Annotated in this window: 11 protein-coding genes; 7 read left to right on the forward strand and 4 right to left on the reverse strand. The window is 62.6% G+C overall.

Annotated elements, in window-relative coordinates:
- Nucleotides 1–19: 19 nt before the first annotated feature.
- Nucleotides 20–325, reverse strand: a complete 306-nt coding sequence (locus tag PQU94_RS16150) for a winged helix-turn-helix domain-containing protein (RefSeq protein ID WP_126421220.1) — start codon at nt 323–325, stop codon at nt 20–22.
- Between the two features lie 3 nt (nt 326–328).
- Complete coding sequence (locus PQU94_RS16155) at nt 329–943, reverse strand: hypothetical protein (RefSeq protein WP_272742465.1); 615 nt, start codon at nt 941–943, stop codon at nt 329–331.
- Nucleotides 944–1,151: 208 nt separating this feature from the next.
- Here PQU94_RS16155 and PQU94_RS16160 point away from each other — a divergent pair, with 208 nt between their 5' ends.
- The 3 genes from PQU94_RS16160 (at nt 1,152) to PQU94_RS16170 (ending at nt 4,910) form a co-directional block, all read left to right on the forward strand.
- A complete protein-coding gene (locus tag PQU94_RS16160) occupies nt 1,152–3,338 on the forward strand; it encodes a prolyl oligopeptidase family serine peptidase (RefSeq protein ID WP_338734603.1) in 2,187 nt (728 codons plus the stop codon).
- A gap of 264 nt (nt 3,339–3,602) precedes the next feature.
- Entirely contained in the window at nt 3,603–3,998 is a 396-nt protein-coding gene (locus PQU94_RS16165) for an MliC family protein (protein WP_272742467.1), read from the forward strand.
- 63 nt (nt 3,999–4,061) lie between these two features.
- Nucleotides 4,062–4,910: an IclR family transcriptional regulator gene (locus PQU94_RS16170; protein ID WP_272742468.1), complete on the forward strand. Its 849-nt coding sequence runs from the start codon at nt 4,062–4,064 to the stop codon at nt 4,908–4,910.
- A gap of 15 nt (nt 4,911–4,925) precedes the next feature.
- Here PQU94_RS16170 and PQU94_RS16175 read toward each other — a convergent pair whose 3' ends face one another.
- Both PQU94_RS16175 and PQU94_RS16180 read right to left on the reverse strand, forming a co-directional pair.
- Entirely contained in the window at nt 4,926–7,040 is a 2,115-nt protein-coding gene (locus PQU94_RS16175) for a malate synthase G (RefSeq protein ID WP_272742469.1), read from the reverse strand.
- A 135-nt stretch (nt 7,041–7,175) separates the two neighbouring features.
- Nucleotides 7,176–8,087: an SMP-30/gluconolactonase/LRE family protein gene (locus PQU94_RS16180; protein ID WP_272742470.1), complete on the reverse strand. Its 912-nt coding sequence runs from the start codon at nt 8,085–8,087 to the stop codon at nt 7,176–7,178.
- A gap of 197 nt (nt 8,088–8,284) precedes the next feature.
- Here PQU94_RS16180 and PQU94_RS16185 point away from each other — a divergent pair, with 197 nt between their 5' ends.
- From PQU94_RS16185 to PQU94_RS16200, 4 genes are read left to right on the forward strand one after another with little or no spacing between them, the layout of a single operon-like run.
- Nucleotides 8,285–10,651, forward strand: coding sequence for a glycoside hydrolase family 2 TIM barrel-domain containing protein (locus PQU94_RS16185; RefSeq protein ID WP_272742471.1), 2,367 nt, complete (start codon nt 8,285–8,287; stop codon nt 10,649–10,651).
- A 52-nt stretch (nt 10,652–10,703) separates the two neighbouring features.
- Entirely contained in the window at nt 10,704–12,380 is a 1,677-nt protein-coding gene (locus tag PQU94_RS16190) for a GH39 family glycosyl hydrolase (RefSeq protein ID WP_272742472.1), read from the forward strand.
- 10 nt (nt 12,381–12,390) lie between these two features.
- A complete protein-coding gene (locus PQU94_RS16195) occupies nt 12,391–13,203 on the forward strand; it encodes an alpha/beta hydrolase (RefSeq protein ID WP_272742473.1) in 813 nt (270 codons plus the stop codon).
- Nucleotides 13,193–13,954: an SDR family NAD(P)-dependent oxidoreductase gene (locus tag PQU94_RS16200; protein ID WP_272742474.1), complete on the forward strand. Its 762-nt coding sequence runs from the start codon at nt 13,193–13,195 to the stop codon at nt 13,952–13,954. Before PQU94_RS16195 ends, PQU94_RS16200 begins: the two co-directional genes overlap by 11 nt.
- The last annotated feature ends 48 nt before the right edge of the window (nt 13,955–14,002 follow it).

Below are 14,002 nucleotides of genomic sequence, written 5' to 3' on the forward strand. Positions count from 1 at the left end.
TGCAGGGAGGTATAGGGTTTCAGCCCGCTTCGTCGATCAGGCGACGCATGGCGTCGAGATAATCGACAAAGGCCGCGCGGCCCGCTTCGGTGAGCGTGATGGTCGTTACCGGCTTCTTGCCGACAAAGGCCTTGTCCACCGTGACGTAGTTCGCCTCTTCCAGCTTGCGCACCTGCACCGACAGATTGCCGTCCGTGGATTGCGTCTTGGCTTTCAGCGTCGTGAAGTCCGCCGACCCGGCCGTCGAGAGAAAGGCCATGATGCCCAGCCTCAGACGGCCATGAATAACGTCGTCGATACGCTCGATATTGAACTCATCCGGCATGTCTCAGCCCTCCGTTGAGCGCATGAGAACCAGGCCCGGAATGGTGGCAATGAGGGTCAGGGTGATGGCATAGCCCAGCATCTGGATCGGCTGACCGCCGACGAAGGCGAGGAAGGGCGCGCTGGCGAAGCTGAGCAGGCCTACGAAACCCATCCACTTGCGCCCCGACAGGACCGACGCCACCCACCAGCCGACCCCATAAAGGATGACAATCGCCGGGGCGAACAGGGGTGTCATCTGTTCCATGGCCTTCATGCCGACGCCTGCCGCATTCAGGGTGACGAACAGGGCGAAGATGGCAAAGCCGACGCCCGACCACACCGAACCGATGGCGCGGTTCATGGCATTGCCGACCCCGTAGCGGCGCTTGGAGGCGGCGACGGAGGCGATACACAGAACGGCATAGATGGCCGCCGCTACGCCCCAGTTCAGGGCCAGAAACCACGGATTGGGAACCGTGAGAACACCGTCCATGACCAGATACTGCACCACGGCCGCCGCCGAGAAACAGATGCCGGCCCAAAAGAGCGCGCCGCCGTTCATGACCGGGGCGCGCCCGCCATCCAGTGCCAGAGACTTGAGATAGTCGATATCGCTTTTGAGTGTGTTCGAGTCCATTGGGTTTGCCCCTCCATAAGGCAGCGTTTGATCTCGTCGTGGCCCTCTGTGTGAGCGGCCTGAGCGTGTTATGGATGAAGTACTTTACTTTGTAAAGTGCTTTATGCACATTCGTCATTATATTTTCGTAAGATTGCCGTCCGGGCTTGCCAAGGGGGGCGCAAGCGAGGTTAGTTTCAGACAAAACCAGCCACGGGAAACCCTCCACATGTCAAATACGTCCTTGTCGCGTCAGGCCTTGCGCATGGCCGCCTCGCTGCTCATCTTGGGAGCCATGCCCCTCACCTCGCAGGCCCAGATGACCAATATCACCACCGTCGCCAAATCCACTCCGGCCAACCCCGCCACCCTGACGCCCGATGCGGCGGATCCGCGTCAGTATCTGGAAGAGGTCGAGGGCGAAAAGTCCCTCGCCTGGGTCAAGGCGCAGAACGAGCGCAGCCTGAAGCGCCTGACCAGTGATCCGCGCTTTGCGCAATACGAAGCCGATGTGCTGAAGATCGTCGAAGCCACCGACCGCATCCCCTCGCCCGGCTTTGCCACCGGCGGCTTCATCGACAACTTCTGGCAGGACAAGGACCATGTGCGCGGCATCTGGCGCCGCACGGACAAGGCCTCTTATCTGGCCGGGGCACCCAAGTGGGACATCCTGCTGGACTTCGATGCTCTGGCCAAGGAGGAAGGCCAGAACTGGGTCTATAAGGGCGCGTCCTGCCTGCCACCGCAAAACACCCGCTGCCTGATCAACCTGTCGAACGGTGGCAAGGACGCCGTGACGGTGCGCGAATACGACCTGACGACCAGGAGCTTCGTCGAAGGCGGTTTCAGCCTGCCCGAAGGCAAGCAGATCGTCACCTGGAAGGACAAGGACACACTCTATGTGGCACGCGAATGGACGCCGGGCGAAGTGACGCCGTCGGGCTACGCCTTCGTCACCAAGGTGCTCAAGCGCGGTCAGAGCCTCGATCAGGCGGTGGAGATCCATCGCGGTGACAAGACCGACATGATGGCCTATCGCACCGTACTGCGCGACATCGACGGCAATTACGTCATGGACTATGCCGAGCGCCGCCCCAGCTTCTTTGAGGTCGATACGACCTGGTTCACCGAGACCGGCGAAGTGAAGCTGCCCCTGCCGCTGACCTCGGAAATGAACGCCTACTATAAGGGTCAGGCCGTCTTTTCGCTGAAAGACGACTGGACCAGCGCCAAGGGCACCAAATACCCCTCCGGTGCCGTGATCGCCTTTGACCTGAAGGCCGCGCTGAAAGACCCCAAAAACGTCGAGCCTTCGGTGATCTTCGCCCCGAACGACCATCAGAGCGTCGCCGGCATCGGTCAGACGAAGAACCATCTGGTGCTGTCGATCCTGTCCAACGTCACCGGTCAGGTGCAGTCGGTCAGCTTCGTGAATGGCCGATGGGTGCTGAAACCCCTGCCCCTGCCGGAGAACTCGTCGCTCAGCCTCGGCTCGACCGATGACGAGTCGGATCAGTTGTTCGCCTGGTCCACCGGCTATCTGCAACCCTCGACCCTGTACATCGCCGACGCCGACAAGACGACGGTGACCAAGCTGAAGGCCAGCCCGGAACGCTTCAATGCCGAGGGCCTGAAGGTCGAGCAGCATTGGGCCACCTCAAAGGATGGCACCAAGGTGCCGTATTTTGTGGTGATGAAAAAGGATACGAAGCTGGACGGCAATACGCCGACCCTGCTCTACGCCTATGGTGGCTTTGAAATCTCGCTGACCCCGTCCTATTCGGGAGCCATCGGCAAGCTGTGGCTGGAAAAGGGCGGTGCCTATGTGCTGGCCAATATCCGCGGCGGCGGGGAGTTCGGGCCGAAGTGGCACGAAGCGGGCCTCAAGACCAAGCGTCAGGTCATCTATGACGATTTTCAGGCCGTGGCCGAAGACCTGATCAAGAGCAAGATCACCTCGCCGCGTCGTCTGGGTATCATGGGCGGCTCGAACGGCGGGCTTCTGATGGGCGTGCAATTGACGCAGCGCCCGGACCTGTGGAACGCCGTCGTGGTGCAGGTGCCGCTGCTCGACATGCTGCGCTATCACACGCTTCTGGCCGGGGCCTCGTGGCAGGGCGAATATGGCCGTCCGGACGTGCCGGAAGAAGCCGCCTTCCTCAAGACCATCTCGCCCTATCACAACCTGAAGGCCGGGGTGAAGTATCCGGAGCCCTTCTTCGTCACCTCGACCAAGGACGACCGCGTGCATCCGGGCCACGCCCGCAAGATGGCGGCGCTGATGGGGGATATGGGCCTGCCCTTCCTCTATTACGAAAACACCGATGGCGGCCACTCCGCAGCCGCCAACCTCAAGGAAACCGCCAAGCGGAACGCACTGGAATATACCTATCTGGCGCAGAAGCTGATGGATTAGATCATTATGATTTCTGGTAGAAACATAATGATCTAGATTTTTGTTTAGCCCCTAGCCGGGCGGTGGCTTGCGCCACCTTGGCCGCCGCCTCAATGGCGGCTTGAGCGGAATGATTCCAGTAGAAATCATTCCGCTCCATCCCCTCTTCCCGTCGGAAGAGGGGGTTTTTCTTCCCTTTCGTTAATCTTCGATAAGGGGCGATCTGATCGTTTCCTTACGCGCAGGCTGATACCTCCGAAGGACCACTGAAGGAGGATCACCCCCATGCGCAAGATCGCCACTGCCGTCGCCCTGATGACACTGACTGCCGCCTCGCTGTCGGCCTGCTCCAAGCCCGAAGCCAAGCAGGCCGTCGAAGAGGTACAGGAAACCACGTCCGAAATGGCCACCGATGCCAAGGACGCCATGTCGTCGGCCGCCGCCGACTTCGCCGTCTCCGACCCGATCAGCTACACCTGCGCCATGGGAACAAAACTGTCGGTCGTCTTTTCCGACGACAAGGCCGATGTGACGGTCCTGTCCGACAGCAACCGCAAGGTCACCCTGCTGAAGACGCCCTCGACCGAAGGCACCCTCTATCAGGCCGCGGGCTATAGCCTGCACACCAAGGGCAATGACGCCACCTGGGGCTCGGCGGACGAGGTCTGTACCAAGGCCTGATAGCCCTCAAGGCATAGACTGGAATGTTTTGACGGGGCGGCGTTTTGGAAATAGTTTCCATTTATGGTCATGTCTCCCGAACCCACCCCGTCCCGTCCGCGCGGTCGTCCGCGCGAAGACCGGCTGAAGCCCGACGCCCCGGCGACCAATCAGTCGCTGGAAAAGGCGCTGGGCCTGCTGAAAGTCCTGTCGGCCCACGACGGAATGAGCCTGACCGAACTGTCGCGTGAGGCGGGACTGGCCGCCTCGACGGCGCACCGGCTTCTGGCCACCCTGTCGGCGCACGATCTGGTCAGTTGGGATGAGCCGTCGCAGAAATGGTCCATCGGCATCGAGGCTTTGCGTATCGGCATGGCCTTTCAGCGCCGTAACCGCATCCTTACCGCCGGGCGACCGGAAATGCTGCGCCTGATGGAGGCGACGGGCGAGACGGTCAATCTGGCCATGCTTGACGGCTTTGAGGTGGTGTTCGTGGCGCAGGTCGAATGCGAAGCGCCTATCCGCGCCTTTTTCCGCATCGGCGACCGCCGCTCGGCCCATGCGTCCGGCATCGGTAAGGCCCTGCTGGCGCAGCTTGAGGACCGCACTCTGGAGGCCCTGCTGAAGCGCTGCGACCTGCCGCAATACACGCCCAAGACCCTGATTACCCCCGAAGCCCTGCGCGGCGATCTGAGCGCCATCCGGGCGCGCGGCTGGTCGCTGGACGACGAAGAGGCGCATATAGGGATGCGCTGCGTCGCCGCACCGGTGTTCAATGAATATGGCGAAGCGCGCGCCGGGATATCGCTGTCCGGCCCGTCCTTACGCCTCAGCGATGAGCGCTTGCCGCAACTGGCGCAACAGGTGCGCGAAACCGCCGCCCGCATCAGCGCGCTGATCGGCGGGCACCTGTTGAACCCTCTCTCCCCGTAAACGGGAGAGAGGGTGTTATGCCAACTCCACCACCTTTTTCGCCGCCTGTCGCCGGGCGTGCAGGATGAACTCCGTATAGCCATTGGCCTGTTGCGCACCCTCAAAACACAGGTCACAGGCCGCCTTGAACGCCTCGCCGTCATAGGTCAGCGCCATCGGGCGATAGGCGGGATCACCGGCATTTTGCGCATCGACGACCTTGGCCATGTGTTTCAGGCGCTCCAACACCTGTGCCTCAGACACCCAGCCGTGCCGCAGCCAGTTGGCCACGTGCTGGCTGGAGATGCGCAAGGTCGCGCGGTCTTCCATCAGGCCGACATCGTGGATATCCGGCACCTTGGAACAGCCCACGCCCTGATCGACCCAACGCACCACATAGCCGAGAATGCCCTGCAGATTGTTGTCCAGTTCTTCGGCGATCTCTTCGGCACTGTAGGTCCGCGTCGCCAGTGGCGGCGTCAGAATATCATCAACCGAAGCGCGCGGGCGGGCGCGCAACTGCGCCTGCACGGCGGCGACATCGACGCGGTGATAATGCAGGGCGTGCAGGGTGGCCGCCGTCGGTGACGGCACCCAGGCGGTCGAAGCCCCGGCCTTCGGATGACCGATCTTCTGCGCCATCATATCGGCCATCATGTCGGGGGCGGCCCACATGCCCTTACCGATCTGGGCGTGGCCGGGCAGGCCGGCGATCAGGCCGCAATCGACATTGGAGTCCTCATAGGCCTTGATCCACACCGCACCCTTGATCTCGCCCTTGCGCAGGACCGGGCCGGCATCCATAGCAGTATGTATTTCATCGCCCGTGCGGTCGAGGAAGCCCGTATTGATGAAGAAGACGCGGTCGCTGGCGGCTTCGATACAGGCCCTCAGATTGACGCTGGTGCGGCGCTCCTCGTCCATAATGCCGATCTTCAGCGTGCGGTCAGGCAGGCCCACGGCGCGCTCGGCAAAGGCGAAGCTTGCGACCGCAAAAGCCACCTCGTCTGGCCCGTGCATCTTGGGCTTGACGATATAGGCCGAGCCCGTGCGGCTGTTGCTGCCGGCGTCGTGGCGCGCGATCAGGGCGGTGATCATCAGGTCGATCAGCCCCTCCGGCACGGCCTCCCCGTTGTGGCGCACCATGTCGCTATACATATGCAGACCGACATTGCGCGCCAGCATGAGACTACGCCCATGCAGGGTGAAGGCCTGACCATCAGGGGCCGTATAGGTGCGGTCGGGATTGAGGCGGCGCGTCTGCACCTGACCGCCCTTGTGGAACTGCTCGCTCAGGTCGCCGCGCGTCAGGCCCAGCCAGTTGCGATAGAGGCCGACCTTGTCCGCCGCATCGACAGCGGCGACGCTGTCTTCCATATCCATAATGGCCGACAGGGCGGCTTCGAGCACGACGTCAGCGACGCCCGCCGCATCGGCCACCGGACTGCTGCGGTCGATACGAATGTCGATATGCAGGCCATTATGGCGCAGCAGGATCGACTGCGGCGCGTCGGCCGGGCCGCTGAAACCGACAAATTGCGACGGGTCTTTCAGCGGCGCGCCATTGGCCCGCAACTGTCCGTCCACGACCGCATAGGCCGTGACACCGGCGTGGCTGAGACCCTCCAGCGGTACAAATTCATCGAGATAGGCCTTGGCCGCCGCCTGCACCGCGGCACCGCGCGCGGCGTCATAGCCGCCCGCCGCCGGAAACGACCCCAGCGCATCCGTGCCATAGAGGGCGTCATGGAGGCTGCCCCAGCGGGCATTGGCGGCGTTCAGGGCATAGCGGGCATTGGACACCGGCACGACCAGTTGCGGCCCGCTCAGGCGCGCGATCTCGTCATCGACATTGGCCGTCGTGACGGTGAACGCCGCCGGTTCGGGCCGCAGATAGCCGATTTCGCTTAGAAAAGCCTTATAAGCGACCGGCTCAAAGGCGTGGCGGCGGTGCCAGTCGTCTATCTGCGCCTGCAAGGCGTCGCGCTGCGCCAGAAGGGCGGCATTGCGCGGCGCGAAGTCGCGGATCAGCCCCGCCAGCCCGTCCCAAAACGCCGCCTCCGCCACGCCGGAGCTCGGCAGGGCCTCTTCGCGGACAAAGCGCCACAGGATGTCATCAACCTCGATACCGAAGACAGGGGTGTAGGCCATAGCGGTTTCCTCTTTAACTGATGCGAGGATAACCGCTCATCGCCCAAGGGGTCAATTTTTCCGGAAATTATTTCCAGAATTCAATTTAAATATAAGTTTATGAATTTATTTATTAAATAATTTCCACTTTCTATGCTAGGCTCCGCGTTTGTTGACATAAAGCGCAAACAGCGACTGACCCGCCGTCATGAACAGGCGGTTGCGGGCCCGTCCGCCAAACACCAGATTGGCGCAGCGATTGGGCAGGTGGATATGGCCGATGGCCGTGCCGTCCGGGGCGAAGACGCGCACCCCATTGAGGCCCGGCCCACCACCCCACCCGCACCACAGATTGCCGTCTTCGTCGCAACGGAAGCCATCCGGCTGCCCCGGCGCGCATTCGACAAACACCCGCCCGTTCGTCAGGCTGTCGCCCGTCACTTCAAAAACCCAGATGCGTTTGGGCTCGCCCGACTGCGCGATATAGCACAGCCGCTCATCCGGCGAAAAACAGATGCCGTTGGGCCGGTCGATAGCGTCGGTCACCACGCTTAAGCCCGCCTCCGTCCAGCGATAGACATGTGTCGGCAGTTCGGGGTCGGCGCGATGACCTTCGTAATCGCCCAGGATGCCAAACGGCGGATCGGTGAACCACACCGAGCCGTCGCTTTTGACCGTCACATCATTGGGTGAGTTGAGGCACTTGCCCTGATAATGGCTGGCCAGCGTCGTGAGCGTGCCGTCATATTCCGTGCGCGTAATGCAGCGCGTGCCGTGCTGGCACGAAATCAGCCGCCCCTGCCGGTCGCGCGTGTGGCCATTGGCGAAGTCCGCTGGCTTGCGAAAGATCGACACCGCGCCCGTCTCTTCGTCCCAGCGCAGGATGCGGTCGTTGGGGATGTCACTCCACAACAGATAGCGCCCATCGCCGAACCATACCGGCCCTTCGCCCCACCGCGTGCCTTCATAGAGCCGCTCCACCGCCGCCAGAGACAGGCGGTACGTGTCAAAGCGCGGATCGAGGCTTTCGATGGACGGATCGGGATAAATCTCTGACGGTTGCCACATGCGATGTCTCCGTTTTCCTCTGGCTACACCGGAGCGGCACCGAAAATCAAACCCGCCGTAATCATCACATAATTCACTTGTCCATTGCTCAATTTCAGTCATTACTAACCAAAAAGACGCAACGCCCCGACGGCACCGGCGCTTCACATCGTTAAACGACACAGGCCGAAAAACGGCGGGCGAAACAGGGAAACAACATGCTGAAACGATACGTCGTGGCTATGGCCGCGCTGATGCTGGCTTCATCGGACGCCAAGGCCGGTGAAACCGTCAATTTCGATGCGGGCTGGACCTTTGCCAAAGGCGATATCGAAGGCGCGGAAAGCGTGGCCGGGGGGGCCGCCGACTGGAAGCCCGTCACCCTGCCGCACGACTGGGCCATCGCCGGGCCGTTTGATCAGACGGCCGCCTCCACGGGCTCAGGCGGCTGGCTACCGACCGGTGTGGCCTGGTATCGCAAGAGCTTTGCCTTGACGCCGGACCTGAAGGGAAAGCGCGTCTTTATCGAGCTAGGCGGCGTTATGGAACGCGGCGGCGTGTGGATCAACGGGATGCATGTCGGCCATCGGCCCAATGGCTATTCCAGCGTGCGCTATGAAATTACCGACCACCTGAAGGACGGTGACAATGTGATCGCCGTGCGCGCCGACACCTCCGCGCAGCCGGCGTCACGCTGGTACGCTGGCGGCGGCATCTATCGCCACGTCAAACTGATCGTCACTGGCGACATCCATGTCGATGGCTGGGGCACCTTTGTCACGACGCCCAAAATCGACGCCGCATCGGCCGCGGTGAAGGTCGAAAGCGCCCTCCGCAATCAATCGAAGACCGACCGCACGGCGCATCTGGAAATCACCCTCACCGGCCCGGATGGCAAGCCCGCCGGGACGTTCAAGGGCACAGCGCAGACCCTGCCCGCCGGGCGCGTCACCAAGCTGAGTGCCGAAGGGGCGCTGAGCCAACCGAAGCTGTGGGATATCGGTCAGGGGAACCTTTATACCGCCGAGGTCAAGGTGGTGGCCGATACGGGCGAGGTGCTGGAAACCGATCGTTCGACCTTTGGCGTGCGCACCATCGCATTCCGCGCCGATACCGGCTTCTGGCTCAATGGCCGCAATATCAAGCTGAAAGGGACGGCCATCCATGCCGACGGCGGGGCCTTTGGCATGGCCGTGCCGCTCAGCTTCTATGAGCGGCGGTTGCGTGGCCTTCAGGCTCTGGGGGTCAATGCCATCCGCACGGCGCACCACCCCTTTTCGCCGGAATTCCTCGACCTGTGCGACCGCCTCGGTCTCGTAGTGATGAACGAGGCCTTCGATATGTGGACGGTGGCCAAAAGCCCGAAGGACTACCACCTGTTCTTTACCGACTGGTCGTCGCTGGACGCCCGCGATTTCGCCCAACGCGACCGCAACCATCCGTCGGTCATCATCTGGTCCATCGGCAATGAAATCCACGATACGCCCTATCCGATTGTCGCCAAGTCGATCCTGACCCGTCTGCAAAACATCTTCCACGAAGAAGACCCGTCGCGCCCGGTGACCATGGCCCTGTTCCGCCCGAACACCACCGGCGACTATACGAACGGCCTGGCCGACCTGCTGGACGTGGTGGGGCAGAACTATCGCGAAAACGAGCTGATTCAGGCGCATAAGGACAAGCCGACGCGCAAGATCATCGGCACGGAAAATTCCAAGAACCGATCCTCCTGGGTGCCGGTGCGCGACTATGCCCCCTATGCCGGCATGTTCCTGTGGACCGGGGCGGACTATCTGGGCGAAGCCGACCGTGCCGGGTGGCCGCTTATTTCCAACCCGTCGGGGCTGGTGGACCGCACGGACGTGGTGAAGCCCATCGGCTGGGAGCGCGCCTCGTGGTGGGCGGAAACCCCCGTGGTCAGGATCGGGCGCCGTGTCACCGAAGTGATCGACACCTCGGAATTGCCAACCATGGTGGGCGTCGCCATGCCTCAGCCGAAGGGGCCGGGCGTGCTCAATGACTGGACGCCGCAGGCCAACGGCCCGCACAGCGAAAAGGTCGAAATCGTCGCCAATACGCCTACGGTCGAGCTGTTCCTCAACGGGAAGTCGCTGGGCAGGAAGCCGAAGAACGCCGACGACAGTGCCATCAGATACGACGTCCCCTTCGCCCCCGGCACAATCCGCGCGGTGGGTTATGATGCCGCCGGGAAGGTCGTGGCGCAGGATGAGCTGAAGACCGCCTCCGCCCCCGTGGCGGTGCGACTGACGGCGGAACAGACCGCGCTGAAACCCGGCTTTGATCATGTGGGCTTTGTCCGGGCCGAGGTGGTGGACAAGAACGGCGTGCGCGTGCCAGATGCGGCCCAGACCCTGAGTGTGACCGTCGAAGGCGCGGGGCAACTGGCGGCCTTTGACAATGGCTCGCCCACCGACTCGACCGTCTTCTCGTCCCCCAGCCGCAAGGCTTGGAATGGCCGGGCGTTGGTCATGGTGCGTGCCACCGACACAAAGGGCAAGATTCGCGTCACGGTCTCCGGTGAGGGCCTGAAACCCGCCACGGTGACGCTGGATGCAAAAGAGTAACACCTTACCTCAGCCCTCTCCCGCGCGGGAGAGGGGCCACAGGATGTCCATAATGCGCCTTCTTGCCCTAACCACCGCCCTGCTCGCCCTGGCCTTGCCCACGCTGGCGCAAGAGTCATTCCCGGTGACCGTGACGGTGGATGCCGCCCAAACCACCGGTCCCCTCAAACCCGTCTGGCGCTTTTTCGGAGCGGATGAGCCCAACTACGCCACCATGAAGGACGGTCAGAAACTGCTCGACCATCTGGGGGCGCTCAAACCCCGGCAGGTCTATTTCCGCGCCCACAATCTACTGAATACCGGCGATGGTACCCCGGCCTTCAAGTGGGGCTCCACCAACGCCTATACCGAGGATAAGGACGGCAAGCCGGTCTATAACTGGATGATCACCGACAGGATCATCGACTCCTATCTTCAGCGCAGGGTGCGGCCCTATCTGCAGATCGGCTTTATGCCTGAGGCCCTGTCGTCGGCCCCGGAAGGCACGCCCTATCGCCATGCGTGGCGACCGGGCTTTCGCTATGAGCTGATCGAAGGCGGCTGGAATTCTCCGCCGAAGGACTACGCCAAATGGGAGGAATTGGTCTATCAGTGGACGAAACACAATGTCGAACGCTATGGCCGCGACGAGGTTCTGACGTGGTATTTCGAGGTGTGGAACGAACCCAACGGCCCCTCCTACTGGAAGGGCACGCCGGAAGAATTTTACAAGACGCACGACTACGCCATTGCGGGCGTCAAGCGCGCCCTGCCCGAAGCGCGGGTGGGTGGGCCGGACGTGGCCGGTTCCGGCGGAGCCTTTATGGACGGGTTTTTAAAACACGTCGTCTCCGGCACCAACTACGCCACGGGACAGACCGGCACGCCGACGGACTTCCTCGCCTTCCATGCCAAGGGGCAGCCGACCTTCGTCGGTGATGCCAGGGAAGGGGGCTACGTCCGCATGGGCATGGTCAGCCAGCTTAAGGCCATCGACACCGGCTTCAAAAAAATCGCCGCCGTCCCGGAACTGAAGGACAAGGCCATTGTCATTGGCGAAAGCGACCCCGAAGGCTGCGCCGCCTGTCCGGGCAAGGCCAATGGCTATCGCAACGGCACCATGTATTCCAGCTATACGGCAGCCTCCTTTGCCCGCATCTGGGAGCTGTCCGAACGGCATAAGGTCAATCTGGAAGGCGTCCTGACCTGGGCCTTCACCTTTGAGGATCAGCCGTGGTTTGCCGGCTATCGGCAACTGGCCACCAATGGCATCGACCTGCCCGTGCTCAATGTCTTCCGCCTGTATGCGAAGCTGGGGCCGGAGCGGCTCAGCGCCACCTCTTCGGCGCAGGTGCCGCTGGATGAGATAATGGCCAGCGTCACTCAGAAAAACGACGTCGGCGTCATGGCCACGCGCGACGGTCAGCGCATCGCCGTGCTGCTTTGGCACTATAATGACGACGACCTGAAAGGGCCGGACGCGCAGATCGCCCTGACCCTGAACGGCCTTGGCAAGGCCGCTTCGCGCAAGGTGACGCAATATCTGGTCGATCCCACCACCGCCAATGCCTATACCGCCTGGCAAAGGATGGGCGCGCCGCCTTCACCGGATCAGGATCAGTATCAACAGCTTGAAGCCGTGTCCGTAATGCACCCGCAAGCCTTGCCGCCGCTGACGGTGGCAAAAGGACAGGCCACTCTGAACCTGACGCTGGTGCGGCAGGGCGTCACCTTGCTGATTATCGAATAAGGGGACCCCCATGAACCCCATTTTGCGCGCCATTCTGGCGGTGTTGGCCGTTACCTGCCTGAGTGCCTGTGCCCCAGTGGTGCGCAGCTATGTCTATCTGCCCGACCCCCTGCCCGCCTCGGGCCAATGGCCGGGGGAGGCCCCGCGAGAGGTCAGCGTCACCACCGCCGATGGCCTGAACCTCAAAGGCTATTACTACCCGCCGCGTGAGGCCGGAAAACGACTGATTGTCTTCTTCCACGGCAATGGCGGCAACCGTTACACCGCCGCCCGCTATGCCGCCCCGCTGGCGGCGCAGGGTGACGGCCTGCTGATTGCCGACTATCGCGGCTATGGCGGTAATCCGGGCACGCCCAGCGAAACGGGCCTGCGCGCCGATGCCGCCGCCTTCATCGCCTATGGCCGCACCCTGCAACCGGGCGCACCCGTCTATCTGTTCGGGCATTCACTGGGGGGCGGCGTGGCGCTCGATGCGGCGACGCGCGAAGACATTGCCGGGGTGGTGACGCTTGGGGCCTTTACCACCCTGTCTGCCATGGCCCCGGCCTATGCCCGGCCGATCCTGCCGGACCGCTTCGACAACCTGAAAGCCGTGACTCAGATCAAGGCGCCGCTTCTGGTGATCCATGGCACAGCGGACGACGTGATCCCCTTCAGCGAGGGGCAGGCCCTGAGCCTGGCGGCCAGCAGCGCCCATGTCAGGGTGCGCTTTATTCCCCTCACCGGCTCGGACCATCATCCGGACTTCACCAAACTCGCTCCCACGGTTCTGGGCCAGATGGCCCAGATGCCGACTCCAGACTGGACTCCCTATGTTGAATGACCTCAAAGGCAAATCCGTACTCATCACCGGCGCATCGTCGGGCATAGGCGCCGCCGTCGCCAGGGGCTTTGCCGACTGCGGCGCGGCGGTGGCCATCCATTACGCCTCAAATGCCGAAGGCGCGCAGGCCGTGGCCGACGCCATCACGGCTGCGGGCGGCACGGCAGTCATCGTGCAGGCCGACCTGACCGACCCGAAAACGGCCAAAGGCATGGTCGAAGCTGCAGCGCAAAAGCTCGGCAAGCTCGACATCCTCGTCAACAATGCGGGCAGCCTGTGCGGCCGCCGTCCGTTCATGGAAATCGACGACGCGCTTTATGACACGGTGATGAACCTCAATGTGCGCGCCGTGATCAACGCCTCTCAGGCCGCTGTGCCGCTGATCGAACAGCAGGGCAGCGGCAGCATCATCAATGTCGGCTCGATTGCCGGGAGTGATGGCGGCGGGCCGGGGTCGGGCCACTATGCCTGCGCCAAGGCCTATGTCCACAATCTGACGCGGCACATGGCGCGCGACCTCGCCAAACGCGGCATCCGCGTCAACGCCATTGCGCCCGGCGTCATCGGCACGCCCTTCCACGCGGCAACGCCGGCCGAGCGCATGGAGGCGATGAAGAACGCCACGCAACTGGGGCGCATCGGCACGCCGGAAGATTGTGTGGGCACGGTGCTCTATCTGGCCTCCGATCGCATGAGCCGCTACGTCACCGGTCAGATCGTGCACATCAATGGCGGGCAGTATATGCCGTAGCGCGCCTTACACCATTGCCTCCTTATGCCGGTTTTTCGATCATGGCGC

The organism is Asticcacaulis currens (assembly GCF_028550395.1).
Classification (GTDB): domain Bacteria; phylum Pseudomonadota; class Alphaproteobacteria; order Caulobacterales; family Caulobacteraceae; genus Asticcacaulis; species Asticcacaulis currens.

What these genes read in the sequence shown, in the direction of transcription:
- PQU94_RS16160 (WP_338734603.1), top strand. Translation starts at nt 1,152, where the DNA reads ATGTCAAATACGTCCTTGTCGCGTCAGGCCTTGCGCATGGCCGCCTCG.
- PQU94_RS16195 (WP_272742473.1), top strand. Translation starts at nt 12,391, where the DNA reads ATGAACCCCATTTTGCGCGCCATTCTGGCGGTGTTGGCCGTTACCTGC.
- PQU94_RS16185 (WP_272742471.1), top strand. Translation starts at nt 8,285, where the DNA reads ATGCTGAAACGATACGTCGTGGCTATGGCCGCGCTGATGCTGGCTTCA.
- PQU94_RS16175 (WP_272742469.1), bottom strand. Translation starts at nt 7,040, where the DNA reads ATGGCCTACACCCCTGTCTTCGGTATCGAGGTTGATGACATCCTGTGG.
- PQU94_RS16170 (WP_272742468.1), top strand. Translation starts at nt 4,062, where the DNA reads ATGGTCATGTCTCCCGAACCCACCCCGTCCCGTCCGCGCGGTCGTCCG.
- PQU94_RS16150 (WP_126421220.1), bottom strand. Translation starts at nt 325, where the DNA reads ATGCCGGATGAGTTCAATATCGAGCGTATCGACGACGTTATTCATGGC.
- PQU94_RS16155 (WP_272742465.1), bottom strand. Translation starts at nt 943, where the DNA reads ATGGACTCGAACACACTCAAAAGCGATATCGACTATCTCAAGTCTCTG.
- PQU94_RS16200 (WP_272742474.1), top strand. Translation starts at nt 13,193, where the DNA reads ATGTTGAATGACCTCAAAGGCAAATCCGTACTCATCACCGGCGCATCG.
- PQU94_RS16190 (WP_272742472.1), top strand. Translation starts at nt 10,704, where the DNA reads ATGCGCCTTCTTGCCCTAACCACCGCCCTGCTCGCCCTGGCCTTGCCC.
- PQU94_RS16165 (WP_272742467.1), top strand. Translation starts at nt 3,603, where the DNA reads ATGCGCAAGATCGCCACTGCCGTCGCCCTGATGACACTGACTGCCGCC.
- PQU94_RS16180 (WP_272742470.1), bottom strand. Translation starts at nt 8,087, where the DNA reads ATGTGGCAACCGTCAGAGATTTATCCCGATCCGTCCATCGAAAGCCTC.